General features: G+C 61.6%; 8 protein-coding genes and 3 pseudogenes. 8 read left to right on the top strand and 3 right to left on the bottom strand.

What is annotated here, in order from left to right; translation table 11 throughout:
• From AC0L2R_RS31650 to AC0L2R_RS31625, 6 genes and pseudogenes are all read left to right on the top strand, one after another.
• The gene (locus AC0L2R_RS31650) at positions 1 to 1,095 is read left to right on the top strand and encodes a branched-chain amino acid ABC transporter permease (protein ID WP_473513602.1); all 1,095 of its coding nucleotides are present in this window, start codon (positions 1 to 3) and stop codon (positions 1,093 to 1,095) included.
• Positions 1,092 to 2,422 (top strand): annotated as a pseudogene (locus AC0L2R_RS31645) (ABC transporter substrate-binding protein). The gene AC0L2R_RS31650 and the pseudogene AC0L2R_RS31645 overlap by 4 nt, the downstream one beginning before the upstream one ends.
• 64 nt (positions 2,423 to 2,486) lie before the next feature.
• A complete protein-coding gene (locus AC0L2R_RS31640) occupies positions 2,487 to 3,278 on the top strand; it encodes an ABC transporter ATP-binding protein (protein WP_473513601.1) in 792 nt (263 codons plus the stop codon).
• Positions 3,275 to 4,522 (top strand): SfnB family sulfur acquisition oxidoreductase, encoded by a 1,248-nt coding sequence (locus AC0L2R_RS31635; RefSeq protein ID WP_473513599.1) that lies wholly within the window; start codon positions 3,275 to 3,277, stop codon positions 4,520 to 4,522. Before AC0L2R_RS31640 ends, AC0L2R_RS31635 begins: the two co-directional genes overlap by 4 nt.
• Positions 4,523 to 4,553: 31 nt before the next feature.
• A pseudogene (ssuD, locus tag AC0L2R_RS31630) lies at positions 4,554 to 5,728 on the top strand (FMNH2-dependent alkanesulfonate monooxygenase).
• Positions 5,725 to 7,191, top strand: a complete 1,467-nt coding sequence (locus tag AC0L2R_RS31625) for an FAD/NAD(P)-binding protein (RefSeq protein ID WP_473513597.1) — start codon at positions 5,725 to 5,727, stop codon at positions 7,189 to 7,191. The pseudogene ssuD and the gene AC0L2R_RS31625 overlap by 4 nt, the downstream one beginning before the upstream one ends.
• Positions 7,192 to 7,674: 483 nt before the next feature.
• Here AC0L2R_RS31625 and AC0L2R_RS31620 read toward each other — a convergent pair whose 3' ends face one another.
• Positions 7,675 to 8,655 carry a class I SAM-dependent methyltransferase gene (locus AC0L2R_RS31620; RefSeq protein WP_473513643.1) on the bottom strand — a complete coding sequence of 327 codons (981 nt, stop codon included), beginning with the start codon at positions 8,653 to 8,655 and terminating at the stop codon, positions 7,675 to 7,677.
• A gap of 276 nt (positions 8,656 to 8,931) precedes the next feature.
• On the opposite strand from AC0L2R_RS31620, the gene AC0L2R_RS31615 reads away from it, so the two are divergent.
• On the top strand, positions 8,932 to 9,123 hold the full coding sequence (locus AC0L2R_RS31615) for a hypothetical protein (RefSeq protein ID WP_473513595.1): 192 nt from the start codon (positions 8,932 to 8,934) through the stop codon (positions 9,121 to 9,123).
• 1,607 nt (positions 9,124 to 10,730) lie between these two features.
• The gene (locus tag AC0L2R_RS31610; protein WP_473513593.1) at positions 10,731 to 11,396 is read left to right on the top strand and encodes a methyltransferase family protein; all 666 of its coding nucleotides are present in this window, start codon (positions 10,731 to 10,733) and stop codon (positions 11,394 to 11,396) included.
• 22 nt (positions 11,397 to 11,418) lie between these two features.
• On the opposite strand, the pseudogene AC0L2R_RS31605 reads toward AC0L2R_RS31610, so the two are convergent.
• Both AC0L2R_RS31605 and AC0L2R_RS31600 read right to left on the bottom strand, forming a co-directional pair.
• Positions 11,419 to 11,619 (bottom strand): annotated as a pseudogene (locus AC0L2R_RS31605) (EamA family transporter); the annotation flags it as partial.
• A 272-nt stretch (positions 11,620 to 11,891) separates the two neighbouring features.
• The gene (locus tag AC0L2R_RS31600; RefSeq protein ID WP_473513591.1) at positions 11,892 to 13,910 is read right to left on the bottom strand and encodes an LTA synthase family protein; all 2,019 of its coding nucleotides are present in this window, start codon (positions 13,908 to 13,910) and stop codon (positions 11,892 to 11,894) included.
• Between the last annotated feature and the right edge of the window lie 1,301 nt (positions 13,911 to 15,211).

Below are 15,211 nucleotides of genomic sequence, written 5' to 3'. Positions count from 1 at the left end.
ATGGCCGTGCAAGCGCTCGATGCCGCAAGGCTTCCAATCGACTGGCAGAGGTTAGCTCTGCCGGCCGTGCTGGTCGTCGTCGCCTACGGCCTGATCCCCGCCTATGCGTCGAGCTATCTCGTCGAGGCAATCCTGCTGCCTTTTCTGGCGCTCAGCCTGGCGGCGGTCGGCCTCAACCTTTTGACCGGCTACTGCGGCCAGCTTTCGCTCGGCTCTTCCGCCTTCATGGCGGTCGGCGCTTTCGCCGCCTACAATTTCAACCTGCGGATCGAAGGACTGCCGCTGCCAGCGACCATGATCCTGGCCGGGATTTCGGCCGCCGGGATCGGGGTCGTGTTCGGCCTGCCGAGCCTGCGGCTGCGCGGCTTCTATCTCGCCGTCTCGACGCTCGCCGCCCAATTCTTCGTGCAATGGGCGCTGACCAAGTTCGGCTGGTTCTCCAACGACAACCCATCGGGCGTGATTTCGGCACCGCATCTCATCGTCGCTGGGTTCCCGCTCGACGGCGCCACCGGCCGCTACCTGCTTTCGGTCACTACGGTCACCGTGCTGACCGCCGTCGTCTGGCGTCTCGTCAACAGCGCGACCGGCCGCAACTTTATTGCCGTGCGCGACAACGAAACCGCGGCGCGCGTCATCGGCGTGCCGGTGCTGCGAACCAAGCTGCTGGCCTTCGCCATCTCGTCCTTCATCATCGGTGTCGCCGGTGTGCTGTGGGCCTTCACCTATCTGCGCACCGTCGAGCCGGCCGGCTTCAATCTCGACCGCTCGTTCCAGATCCTGTGCATCATCATCATCGGCGGGCTGGCCTCGATGCGCGGCGCGTTTCTGGGCGCGGCCTTCATCGTCGTCTTCCCGCTCGTTCTGTCCCGCATCGGCGCCTTCGCGTTTGGCGGCCTGTTCGATTCGGGCGTGCTCGACATGAGCCAGCGCATCGTGCTCGGCGCCCTCATCATCATCTTCCTCATCGCGGAACCGAACGGCCTGTCGGCCCTCCTGGACCGCCTCAAACGACGGATCGGCTCAAGGTCCAGCTGGAGTGCCGCTCGACATTCTCCCCTCACGGACCACAACCTTAGGAGACGCAACCCATGACCTTCTTCAGTCACCTACGGAAGGCGGCGATCGCCACGGTCTTCGTGCTCGGCGCGACGGCTGTCCACGCCGACGAACAGTATTTCCCCCTGCAAGCTATCGCGTCGGCCCCTATGCCGCCGGCGGCACCGGCTTCTTCGGCGGCTTCATCGACTACCTCAACCTGATCAACATCCGTGACGGTGGCGTCAACGGCGTCAAGCTGACCTGGAGCGAAGGCGAGACCCAGTATGAGGTCGAGAAGGGCGTCGAGGTCTATGAACGATTGAAGAACAATCCGGGTATCGCCGCCTGGAACCCGCTTTCGGTCGGCATCGCCTACGCCATGATCGACCGCATCACTGACGACAAGGTGCCGCTGATCACCATCAACCACGGCCGCACCGACACCACGGACGGGCGCGTGTTCCCTTACGTCTTCCCGCTGCTGCTCAATCCCTACAGCGAGACTTCCGGCATCGTGAACTACATCGCTTCCAAGGAAGGCAGTCTGGACAAGCTCAAGGGCAAGAAGATCGTGGTGCTCTATCACGGCTCGCCCTACGGCAAGGAGACGATCCCGATCTACGAGCTGCTGGCGCAGAAATACGGCTTCGAACTGTCGCAGATCGAGGTTCCGCATCCGGGCAACGAGCAGCAGGCACAATGGCTGACGATCCGTCGCGAGCGTCCCGACTATGTGGTGCTGCGCGGCTGGGGCGTGATGAACCCCGTAGCGTTGAAGACTGCGCAGAAGACCGGGTTCCCAGCCGATCACATTGTCGGCAATGTCTGGTCGAATTCCGAAGAGGACGTCATCCCCGCGGGCGATGCCGCCAAGGGCTATACGGCCATCACCACCCAGGCCTCGGGCGAGCAGTATCCGGTGGTCCAGGAGATCGTGAAAACGGTCTACGGCGACGGCAAAGGCAATCTCGAGGACAAGAGCCGCATCGGCTCGGTCTACCACAATCTCGGCATCGTCAATGGCATCCTTAATGTCGAGGCGGTCCGCCTCGCGCAGGCCAAGTTCGGCAACCGCACACTGACCGGCGACGAAGTGCGCTGGGGCTTCGAGCATCTCAAGCTCGATCCGGCGCGCGTCGAGGCGCTCGGCGCCGAGGATCTGTTCCACTCGATCAATGTCTCCTGGGACAATCACGAGGGTGACGGCTACGTGACCTTCCAGCAGTGGGACGGCACGAAGTGGAACGTCGTGTCCGACTGGATCGCGCCCGACTGGAAGCTGCTGCGCCCGATCATCGAGAAGTCGTCCGAGGCTTATGCCAAGGACAAGGGCATCAAGATTCGCACGGTCGAGGACGCCGACGCAGTGGTCAGCAACTGAGTTTGCAATGGCGTGGCCGACAAACTGGCCAGTCGCGCTATCCAGCTTCCCAACGGAGTCATCGATGTCCAGCCCGCAATATCCGATACTGTCAGTCAGCAGCGTGGAAGCTGTCTACAACGGCTTCATTGCCGCCCTGCACGGCGTCGACCTGTCGGTTGGGAGGGGCGAGATCGTCGCGCTGCTCGGCTCCAACGGCGCCGGCAAGACCACCCTGCTGCGCGCCGTATCCAATCTCCTCCCGGCCGAGCGCGGCGCTGTTACCGCCGGTCGGATCACCTTCGATGGTGAGGATGTTTCAAGAGCAAGCCCCTCGCAGCTCGTCCGCAGCGGCCTCGTTCAGGTCCTCGAGGGCCGGCATTGCTTCCGTTCGCTGACGGTCGAAGAGAACCTCTTCACCGGCGCGCTCGGACGCTCGTCCTCTCGCACCGGCGTCAAGGCCGACCTCGATCGTGTCTATTCACTTTTCCCAAAGCTCGCCGAGAAGCGGCGAACCCGGTCCGGCCTCACTTCCGGGGGCGAGCAGCAGATGACGGCAATCGGCCGCGGTCTGATGTCGCGGCCGAAACTCTTTGTTCTGGACGAGCCGTCGATGGGGCTCGCGCCGCTGATCGTCGACGAGATCTTCAACGCCCTGAAACGGCTAAACCGCGACGAAAGCCTTTCGATCCTGGTTGCCGAACAGAATTCGGCGGTCGCGCTGAAATACGCCGACCGCGCCACCGTGCTCGAGAACGGCGTCAGCGTCCTCGAAGGATCGGCTGCCGACCTGCGCCAGCGCGCTGACATCAAAACCTACTATCTCGGCGGCTCGCCGCTTCCATCCGACCATTTCCCCAAGGAGACCGCAGCATGACAATCCAATCGAAGCAGCCGTCCGAAATCCGCAGCGCCGTGCCACCGGTCGAGCGTCCGTCAGCCAAAGCGCATGTTATCGGGACCGACGCCGAGGCGATCGCTGTCGCGGAAAAACTGGCCGCCGAATTCGCCAAGGATGCCTCCAAGCGGGACCGTGAACGCATCTGGCCGACGGAAGAGCTCGATGCGTTTTCGCAGAGCGGCCTGTGGTCGATCAACGTGCCGAAAGCCTATGGCGGGCCGGAGCTCTCCTATGTGACGCTGTCGAAAGTGATCACCATCATCTCGGCGGCCGATCCGTCGCTGGGCCAGATTCCGCAGAACCATCTTGGCGTTGTTGCCGCCATCCGCACCGTCTCCGACGAGGCGCAGAAGAAGCTGCTGTTCGCCGAGGTGTTGTCCGGCACGCGCTTCGGCAACGCGTTCTCCGAATTCGGCTCCAAGCGGGCGGCCGACTTCGAAACCAAGTTCGTCGACGCCGGTGACCATGTCGTCGTCAACGGCCAGAAATTCTATTCGAGCGGCGCGCTACTCGCGCATCTGGTCCCGATTGTGGCGCTCGATGACGAGGACCGCGCCTGGTATGCCATCGCCGATCGCGGCGCGCCCGGACTGACGGTCATCGACGACTGGTCGAGCTTCGGCCAGAAGACGACGTTGTCCGGCACGGTCCTGCTCGACAATGTGAAGGTGCCGAAGACGCATCTGGTTCCCGGCTATAAGGGCTACGACCGACCGACGGCCGATGGAGCCATCTTCCAGATTATCCAGGCCGCGGTCGATCTTGGCATCGCCAAGGCGGCGATTGACGAGACGGTCGATTTCGTGCGCACCAAATCGCGCGCCTGGATCGACAGCGGCGTCGATCATGCCTGGCAGGATCCTTATACGATCCAGTCGATCGGCGACCTTCGTCTGCGCGCCAATGCGGCAGAGGCGGTTCTGGAAAAGGCCGGGCTTGCCGTCGATCGCGCCGTCGCCGACCCGAACGAGAAGACCGTTGCTGAAGCGCAGATCGCTGTGGCGGAATCCAAGATCCTCACCACCGAGATCGCCATCAATGCCACCAACAAGCTGTTTGAGCTCGCCGGCACGCGCTCGACGCTGGCCGAGCACAATCTCGACCGGCATTGGCGCAACGCCCGCACCCACACGCTGCACGATCCGGTGCGCTGGAAATACGCGATCCTCGGCAACTACTACCTCAACGATGTCAATCCGCCGCTCCATGCCTGGAGCTGAGCGAGGCGCGTCAAGTCACAGAGGACCATTTATGAGCACTGCCACCCCCGACAGGATCAAGGTCCTGTGGTTTCTTCCGACCCATGGCGACAGCCGCTATCTCGGCACCTCCAGGGGGGCAGGGCGGTCGACTTGCCCTACCTCACCCAGGTCGCCAAGGCGGCCGATGCGATCGGTTACTATGGCGCGCTGCTGCCGACCGGACGCAGTTGCGAGGACAGCTGGGTCGTGGCTTCGGCGCTGGCGCCGCTGACCCAGCGGCTTCGCTTCCTTGTCGCCGTCCGGCCGGGCCTGCAATCGCCGACGCTCGCCGCGCGCATGACCTCGACGCTCGACCGCATTTCCGGCGGACGCCTGCTGATCAATGTTGTCACGGGCGGCGACCCGGTCGAGAACAAGGGCGACGGCATCTTCCTCAGCCATGACGAGCGCTATGAGGTGACGCGGGAATTCCTCGACATCTACAAGGCCGTGCTGCGCGGCGAAACCGTCGCTTTCGAAGGCAAGCATTTCCGCATCGCGGACGGCCGCCTGCTGTTTCCACCTATTCAGTCGCCACACCCGCCGCTCTATTTCGGCGGCTCGTCAGAGGCAGCCAATGCGGTTGCCGCCGAGCAGATCGAGAAATATTTGACCTGGGGCGAACCACCTGGAGACGTCGCCGCCAAGCTCGACCATGTGCGCGGCCTTGCTGAGAAAGCTGGACGCCAGGTGAGCTTCGGCATCCGGCTGCATGTCATCGTTCGTGAAACCAACGACGAAGCCTGGGCCGATGCCGACCGGCTGATCAGCCGGCTGAACGACAAAACGATCGCCGAGGCGCAGAAGGTGTTCGCGCGCATGGATTCTGTTGGCCAGTCGCGCATGAGTCGCCTGCATGGCGGTCGTCGCGACAAGCTCGAAATCAGTCCCAACCTGTGGGCGGGCGTCGGCCTGGTTCGCGGCGGCGCCGGCACCGCCCTGGTCGGCGATGCGGCCACGGTGGCGGAACGGATCGACGAATACCGGCGTATCGGCATCGATACCTTCATCCTCTCCGGTTATCCGCATCTGGAGGAGGCCTATCGCTTCGGCGAACTGGTGTTGCCGTTGCTGCCGCTCGATCACGAAATCTCGACGCGACCGACGGCCGTGAACATGGGGCCCTTCGGCGAAACGGTGGCCGGAGACCATCGACCGTCGGCACTGCAAGCGAGTCAATCTTGAGCGCCAGAGAATCGGGCAGAGGGCCGGTCGTAGTCATCATCGGCGGCGGCTTTTCCGGTGCGGCGACTGCGTTTCATCTTGCGCGGCTTCTGCCCGCCGGAGCTGCCGATATCGTGGTCGTCGAGCCCCGCGAGGGGCTCGGCTATGGTCTGGCCTATTCGACGCCCGATCCTTCACACCGCATCAATGTGCCGGCGTCGAGGATGACGCTGATCTCCGGCCAGGACAGCCACTTTGCCGACTGGCTGGAGCAAACTGGCGCCACTGCGGACGACCCCGAAGCCATTGCCGCCAATGGAGCGCTCTACCCGCAGCGTCGCGTTTTCGGGCGCTACGTGCAATCCCATCTTCAGCCCTTTCTATTCGGCAAAACGATCCGCCATGTCAGATCCGCGGTCGCGTCAGCCGAACTCAGGGGCGAGGGCTACCACCTGATCCTCGCTGATGGAGGAACGCTCGCAGCGGACGCCCTGGTGATTGCGACGACGCATCCGCCACCGACCTTGCCATTGCCCCTGCAGTCCGTAGCTGGTGCAGCCGGGCTGGTAGCCAATCCCTATGATCTCGAAAAGCTGGAAGCGATAGGACGCTACGACCATGTGCTTGTCGTCGGCACTGGACTAACGTCGGCGGATGTCATCGCAACGCTCGACCGCAATGGCCATCGCGGTCGCATCACAGCACTTTCGCGCCATGGCTACCGGTCGCGAGGCCATGCGGCTACGCATGCCGATCCGATCGGCGACTTCACCGGCCTGCCTTCACGCAGCGCCACCGTGCTGCTCAGGCGTATCAGGTCGACCATCGCAACCGCCGCGCAGCAGGGCGAAGGCTGGCACCCGGTGCTCGACGCAGTCCGGCGACAAGGGCAAATCATCTGGCAGGCCCTGCCGCTCGCTGAGCAACGCCGCGTCGTGCGCCATTTGCGCGCGCTGTGGGATGTGCATCGCTTCCGCATAGCGCCGCAGGTCGCAGTCGTGCTCGATCGCCGGCTTGCTGAAGGCACGCTCGCCTATCGCGCTGCATCGATGACTGGCGCCGAGCGGGTCCACGGGCGCGTTGGTGTCACGCTGCGGCCAAGGCGCCAACACACCCAGACGATCGAGACGTTCGACGGAGTGATCGTCACAACCGGGCCGGCGCATGCCGATATTTTCCGGACCAACGCGGCAATAGCCGCTCTCGGGCGAATGGGACTGGTCCGGCTAGACCCGATTGGTCTTGGCTTGGCGACCGACAGCCAAGGCCGTGCGGTCGGGACATCCGGCCGACCGTCCGACAGCATTTTCGTCAGCGGGCCTCTGGCGCGCGGCAGTGTCGGTGAATTGATGGGAATTCCCGAGGTCACCGCGCACGCCGAGCGCATCGCCGATGAAATTCACCAATGGCTAGGATACAGACTGCGTTGCCTCGCAAGGCGTCGTGAAGCTGCAGACACGATGAGCCTGTTCAGATGGCAGTGACGGAACGCATTGCGAAGATGGAAAGCGCTTTCGAGTTGATAAATAGGCCACTGGTCGCGTGGCGCTCCTGGCGCTGTTGGGTTTCTCGCGGATAGGACTTGACGTTGCGAGGTCTGGGGCGGGTCCGTTCGACACTCCCGTCCAGATCCGCTCGACCTCGAGGTGCCGATCTCCTTCCCAGACTTCGTATCGGCCGCCTGCTTGGCGGCAACCGCAATGATGACGACGACCAGAGACGATCAGCCCATCGCGGCGGGTCGAGAAAGCACTGGGCGGGAAGACGCCTACATCGAGGCCCCCCCGCCTTGTGACCGCAGCAAGGGAAAGAATCTGCCGCCGGACATCGACGTCAGTGGTTTAGAGAAGGCGGCTCGGCAGCGAGCTCTGCGTAAACCCAGACGCCTTGAAAATTTGCCGATACACGTGCGTCCGGATTTTGGCGGTGATCTTCACGATGAGCTACAATTTCTAGCGACGGCCGCGCTAGGGGCGAGCCTCTAGCACCATGTTGAACGGCGTCTCCGCGGCGCGACGGAATCGCTTGAAGCCGCCGGCGGTCACCACCTTGCGCAACCTCGCCTCGCCGGCCTGGGCGCCAAGCCCAAGTCCGACTTCCTGCGACAGCGAAGCGGGCGTGCACACGAATGTGGAAGCGGCATAATAGACGCGTCCGACGGAATTGAGGTTCGCCGCTAGATGGTCATGCGCCAACGGCTCGACGATCATCCAGGTGCCATTCGGCTTGAGCGACCCGCGGACATGGGCGGCGGCGCCCTCTGGATCGCCCATGTCGTGAAGGCAATCAAAGAAAGCGACGAGGTCATAAGTGCCGGGATAGGTCTTGGCGGACGCGACCTCGAAGCGCGTGTTGGCGCCGACGCCGGCTTCCTCGGCCGCCTTTCGGGCACGCTCGATCGAAGCGGAGTGATAATCGAAGCCGACGAAGCGCGAATTGGGGAAAGCACGCGCCATGAGCACGGTCGATGCGCCGTGACCGCATCCGACATCCCCGACCTCCGCGCCGCGTTCGAGCTTCTCGACTACGCCCTCCAGCGCCGGCAGCCAGGAGTCGATCAGGTTGGCATTAAGAAATGCCTGCCTCACCTTTGCTTCATCGAGCCACAGCGCGGACAGGAACTCGAATGCGCCAGCCATGAAGGCCGAGCTATCTTCATCGGCAAACACCGACTCCTGCTCGGCGTTGAGATAGAACTCGTCGTTGGCTTCATCGTAGTCGACGTAGCCCGCCGCTGCCTGCCCGGAAAGCCATTCCCTTACAAGGCGTTCCTGGGTGCCGGTCCGTGCCGAAAGCTCGGCGGCCGTCATCTTGCCGCCTTCGCGCAATGCCTTGAACAGGCCGAGCCTGTCCCCCAGCACGACTCCCGCGCCCGTAGCAATCGCGCCGAGATCGCCGACCAATTTCCCCAAGAAGGCGTCCAACTTTTCCTGACTCGCTTCAGGCATCGATGTTACCGTCCGCAGGCCTTTGTTCGTGAACCGTGTCTGATCGACCGCGCATGAAAACGTGCGAACTTTCATGGTGGCGCACCACGAAACGCTACTGCAGAGCCAACCGAGCCCGGCCGGCGACGTCAGCAAGGGGCTCACGTATAAGACAAGCCGGGGTCCGGATTTCTCCCAGATCATCCACGATTTTAAATCAAATTCGCCTTTGGATATTGACGATTGCGCGACCCTCACCTCGTAGATGGCCAGCGCGGGCGGCAACTGAGAGGTCATATGACAAGCGATTTTTCCGCCGCGCGAGTGCATCTAGATCGAGCGTATCATTACCTGCGAGGCGATGACCCGATGAGCCAGAGGGGGCGCGAAGCCTTGGATTTGCTGATCGAGGCGGTTGCTGTCGAAGAGTTCAAGCAGCCGCGCCAAAACGCGGAGGTGCTAACGTTTCCGATTAAGCGCCGCTTCTGAGGCGATCTCCATTGTGGCAATCCATCAACATGGTGTGCAAACACCCTCAGAACACTGCCCGTCCGGCTGGAGCCGAGCCTGTCCTCACAACCATCCGAATTGAGCTGCCGTTAGTGTAGGTTCCATCATCGATGTCGGCGGCAGCTATTCCGGAATGGCCGCCGCCCTGCAGTTCCGCCGCGCCGGCGCCAGGTTCCAGTGATCGACGCCGGGCTGCGGCGGACGCTTTTTGCCAGTCATTCGCCTGCTTCCTGCCCCAGGACGACGTCGATCCGGCCAAAATCGCGAACGGTCGCCTGAGCAGCTTTCGCGCTGCGAGACGCTCGCCTGGTACGACGGAACGGCCGAACGGGTGAGGGGAGCCGCGACTCTTTCGGCTTCCGACTCGCCGACGGGCCTCGGCGGAGGGCCGTTGTAATGGACGCCCATGTTTGCCCGCTGCAAAGGCTGCAGAGAACTCTGCCCTGGAGCAGGCGGATCCTTCGCGGACTGTCCCGGCGCGGCGCTGCATTCCATAAGCTTGTTCGTTGGTGGCGACACGCTCCGGGTTGGCCTTGAAGCGCTCCCAGTCGATATAACCCGGATGCAGGTCGGCATCCGCCACTCGGCCATATTATTCACCTTGATCTGCGAGAGGCCGCCGCCCGGCCGGGGACGACCACGCGTTCGACCGTAGAAGAAGGCGCCGGCATATCTCGGTTATGCAGGACCCGGATGCGGCCGTGCTGTGGCGGCGCCCACATGCGTTCGCTGCGGTTCCTACGCAGTCGTCGCGGGAACAGGATGCCGTTGTCGAGTGTCACCTGCCGCTGACGAGCCTCTCGCCGCTCGGTGTCACCCAGCACTCCCAGCGATAGCGCATCACCCCGGCCAACAAAACCAGATCGCGCACAAGGATCGTCTTGTATCCCTTGAAGCGTGAGTCCGCAGGAGCGCTCTTCGCAACCGTCACCTCGCGGCTCACGCGACCGGCCGTCGCGCTTGGCGCCGCGACGGCGTCGCTTCCCCTCCGGCTGCGTTGCCCATTCCGACGGCTTGGTCGGCTTGTCCGGAGGGCGATCCTTGAGGGTCTGGATCTCGGCGCGCAGCGCCTGGTTCTCGATCTCAAGGCTCTCGACTCGGCCTTGAAGACCGCGCACTAAGCCGATCAGCGCAGCGAACGGCCCGCGGAGCTGAGCAAGCGACAGGCCGTCAAGCGGATTAGTCGGTGGTGGCGTCCGCAAATGGTGAATCACGAACGCGCTCGCCGCAAACCCCCTCCGCCAAATCTGATCCGGTTACGGCTCTCGACGTGACCCAGAGAGCTGGAAGAAGCCTCTGCGAGACTACAAGTGTAACACCATATTGGTTTAGCAGATCAAGCTTCGGTGGTAACCTACGTGGGGTAGAGAAACGACTTTGGAAGCTGAGCAACGGATCGCGATAGCAAACGGACACGTGCAGCTGGAAGTTCATCCCGCGACTGGAGGAGCGCTGGCCGAGGAACCCCGTAACCACCTTGACCTTCCAGACGGGCCATTGACCAATGTTGCAGAACGGTTAGTAACCGCTAACCCGCGCGATACAGCACGCGATCTTGAGAGCTTCAAACCTGCGGAGAGGACTGCTTGGCGCGAGTCCCCGAAAAAGCCTTTGTCGAAGGAACCATGATGTCCGCTTCCATTGCCCCGCAACCATTTAATCAGCGGAAGAGACTTTTGGTCGTCCAGGCCCTGAGCATAGCGGCGATTGGGTCGCTGCTATTCTCTCGCCCCGGTTGGGATGAAGCATCTAGCCTTCACGAGGTCGTCGAGATGATCGGTTTTGTTCTGATCCTCGTCTGCATATTCGGGAGGTTGTGGAGCATCCTCTATGTCGGGGGGCGGAAGAACAGCGAGTTGGCAGTCAGCGGGCCGTACTCGATCACCCGCAATCCCCTATATCTGTTTTCGACGATCGGAGCATTCGGCATCGGCCTCATGTTCGGATCGCTCATCGTTGCATCCGCTCTGGGGGGGTGCACCTATGCGGTTTTCGGAATGACTGCCCGAAAGGAAGAGACGTTTCTTCGTGACAAATTTGGTCCGGAGTTCGAAGCATATGTGGCAAGGACGCCGCGGTTCTGGCCCAAGCCGTGGCTGCATCAGGACAAGCATCAGCACACGTTCTCCACAAACGCATTAAGAAGCACATTCTTCGATGCCCTCTATTTTCTGGCGATCTTTCCAGCCATCGAAGGCATCGAATACCTCCAGGTAGCTGGCTACCTGCCCACCTTTTTTTGGCTGTTCTGATCCTAAAGACGGAGCAATAAGCTTTGTAGCGTACCAGAACCGCGCCTGTTGCGATCAAGGCAACCCCTGCCCAGTTCGACGACGATGTTCCTTGAGGAATGTCACTCCGAACACCGCCACCAGCACGAGGCTCAGTTTGTCGACAGGGGCAACGCGTGCTGCGCCTCCCAAAGTGGAGCGCGCGAAAGTAGCAGATCCACGATGCACCTGTCGCCACCCCGGATTGTCCTGCGTCACGTAATCCTCCAGGCACTCGGGAAGCAGTGCCGCTTGCCGGCGATCCTCGCCCTCGACAAACCGCTTTAGCCCGACTCACCTCGCTGATCGGGAATCACGTTATCAAATCAACGTATTTCCACGACAGGCTGGACCCGTTCCGGCCATTGCCGTTGCCACCACGAAGGGTCTTGCAAGGGATTGTTAAGGTCCTCACACCTCTTGGCGATCACCGGAGCAGACCTGGCATTCCTAAGACGTTGTGGCACGGTGGCTTTGTTAGCGCACAGGTATGGTGGGTGTGGTCCTGGACGGAGGCGCGCGTCGCTTCGGGTTTGGCAGGCGATGCACACCGAACCGGCCGAGTGCCAGCGTGCCGTTGTCAAGAACACTTGGAATGCGGCGTGAAATGTCGCGCCAGTGCGAGGCATATTGATAGACGGCTACGGTATCTTCGACCGCGTTGTGGTCCACGGCGCTTTCAGGTTGCACCTCCTCACCCTTCATCTGGACGATTTGCTTCTTGGGCTCAAGGATCGTCGTGCGGCCATGCAGGATCATGGCCACCTTCTGGTAGTTGGAGATGTAGACCGGCCGCTCCGGTTCGTCCGCTTCGATCAGGTCGTCGCCGAAAAAGCGGCTGCGATAGCTAGCCTGCAGCAGGGCAAGCAGCGACGGCGCAATATCCACCTGGCTCGCCAGCCGGTTGATCCGGCGGGGCTCGACAAAGCCCTGCGACCAGATGATGCACGGTATGTGGTATTTGTTCATGTCGAGCTCGACCTTGCCTGCAACGCTCGCCGTATGATCGGCGACAAAGACAAAAACGGTACCCCTGAACCACGGTTTCGCCGATGCCTTCTTGACCAGTTCCCCGATCGCGTAGTCGGAATATTTGACCGCCCCGTCGCGCCCGCCCGGCGATGGGATGTCTATGGCGCCGGCTGGATAGGTAAAGGGCCGGTGGTTTGACGTGTTCATGACGAAGCTGAAGAAGTTCTTGCCGGCTTTCGCCGAGGCGTCGGCTTGGCGGATCACCTCGTCATAGAGATCCTCATCGCTGACGCCCCACGCATTGGCGAAATGCACATCGCCTGCCGCCATCGTAGCGCGGTCGACGATACCGAAACCGTTACCGGAAAAGAACGCGTTCATGTTGTCGAAATAGCCGTAGCCGCCATAGAGGAAGCGCGTATCGTAGCCCGAATCCTGGAACACAGAGCCAATGGTGAAGAGATTGTCGTTGCCGGGGCGACGCAGGATCGATTGCCCCGGGGTCGGCGGGACTGAAAGCGCGATCGCTTCAAGCCCGCGCACGGTGCGCGTGCCGGTCGCCCGCATTTCCGTGAAAAGCAGGCCTTCAGACGCCAGCCGGTCAAGGTTCGGTGTCAGTCTTTTCGGATTGCCGAATGTGCCCATGAACTCCGCACTCATGCTTTCCATGCCGACCAGGATGACGTTCTTGCGCAGCATCGGCCCCTCGGCTCGAATGTCACGCGTGATGTCGTTTAAATCGGTGCTTTCGAACGGCTCGTGATCTTCCGCTAAAAGGTCGCGTGTCCGTTCGGCCGCCTGTTTCTCGGGCATGGTCCGATAGAAATTCGCGAAATCGATCTCATTCGAGAAGAAGGCGCTAACCAAACCATAGAGTCCGTTGCCCCCGAGTTCGCGGGCGATCGCGCTCGGCATCGGCCGTGTGATCGAATCGGGGGTCACCAACACGCCGGCGGCGGCCATTCCCGTTATCGTCGCAAAGACCGCCAGCCGCTTCATGAACGGCGGATGCGGCGCGAAGCCTGCCTTCACCTGGCGGCGGAGCAGATAGGTCCCGCCGACCGCCAACAGGCCGATGCCGGCAAGCAGCGGCACCACCGGATAGCTCTCCATAATGTTCTGGATCACTTCCTGCGTGTACACGAGGTAGTCGACCGCGATGAAATTGAAGCGCGTCGTGAATTCGTCCCAGAAGAAATACTCGCTGACCCCCTGCACGACCATCATAAACAGGAAGATTGCGAAGCCCGAGAGCCCAACTGCGCGGTCAAACCGCTTTCCGGCCCACGAAACTGGCAGGAGCAGCGGGAAGAGGAGAAAGACCACGAGGATTGGAAGCAGCGTGACGATATCGAACCAGAAGCCAGTGAAGAAAGGAACCAGCCAGTCGGCCGGATGGAAAGACAGGTCTTTGGCCGAAACCAGCGACAGCGCCAGCCTGACGAGGAACTGAGTCAACAGGAAAAGCAGGATGAACGGCTTCAGCCGACGAAAGAACGCACCGACCGATTGAGCAAAAGTCATAGCAAGCCTCCGAAGCAGCTGGATGTGTGGGCAATTATGCCTTGTTTTCAACCTTGGCAACCGTCGGGACGAGATCGATCGCATGGCTGCGATGCCGATCCCCGATTTGGCCCGCGCGAGTCCGAAACTTTATCGACGGTGGTGGTAGCGGGACGATGTGAAAGGTTCGCGCGAAGGTGATTTGTTCTCCACTTTGAAGGCGCTGCATCCCAATCTCCCCTGTCTGAGAAGGTGGATGGGCACGAAACGCCGAGCACCGTCCTGATGTTGCCGGGCCTCACTCGAGCATCACCCGAGCAGCATCACGATCAGCGTCACCTGGCGTTCGACAGCTTTCTTGTCGCCTCTTCGCCTTTCCCCTCTTTGCCGAAATATCCCCAACAAACCGCTGCTCTATCGCCTGGGGATCTTCTGGTTCTCTGCCTTCACGCTCGTTGCCGCCGTCACCTACGCGCTCGAGTGTCGAACGCCTCACTCATCGACCAGCTATTTGTCGGTCGGGAGCGACCAGCAGCAACAATCGAGAGGATCATCTGACATGAAACAACTGCTTTAGGCCGCAAGCGGGCTTGCCGCTGTCACCTTCTGCCGAGCACCGCAATGGCTCAGGATGCCTCTTGGGGGTGCCAAGTTCTGTTGTGCGCGGCTTCGTGCAATCCATCCTGGCACGGCGGTCCGTACCGCGTTCCGCCCATGAAGAAGCTGATCTCTGCCATGGCGAAGCCCGGTTTCTCTTGGCCCGGTATGCCACGAAGCGAACGCCGCAGAGCCGGGCCGCCAAGAGTACGCCGACCTGCCCGGAAGGCTCGGACGTTGGCTACAGCGAGCGTGGCCGGGGGGAAACCGCACGGAACCGAACAGATACACAAAGACGGCCAAACACTCAGCGGAGACGCATCCGAGACTGCCAATTCTGCCACCAAAATGGCGGTCTTTCTGTTTACCGATACGCATCTAAGTTCTCCGTTCTTCTCCATAACGATTATTACTGTGCCGGTTTACCGCTGTACCAAGAAGTACCCCCCCGCGGAAAGCTGCATCATGGTCCATTTAGGCACGTTCGGCTTTGTCCGATAGCCGACAATGTCGGGTACGTAACGTAATAGAATCTGACCAATCACGTTTCTGAATGCTTTCTGCTTTGGCACGGTACATGCGAGGCAACCCGCAAAACGAGTGCGGACGAAGGAAAAGTCTCCCATGGTAACGAAAACCGCTGCGAAGGATCACAATGGGCACGAACAATCCGCCGCTTTCGCCCGAGGACGTCGAACGCTTCGGGCCTGATCCCCTTACCAGCT

The organism is Mesorhizobium sp. WSM4820, assembly GCF_055811075.1.
The sequence above is the reverse complement of the archived record's forward strand: the minus strand, read 5'-3'. Positions and strand labels throughout refer to the sequence as shown.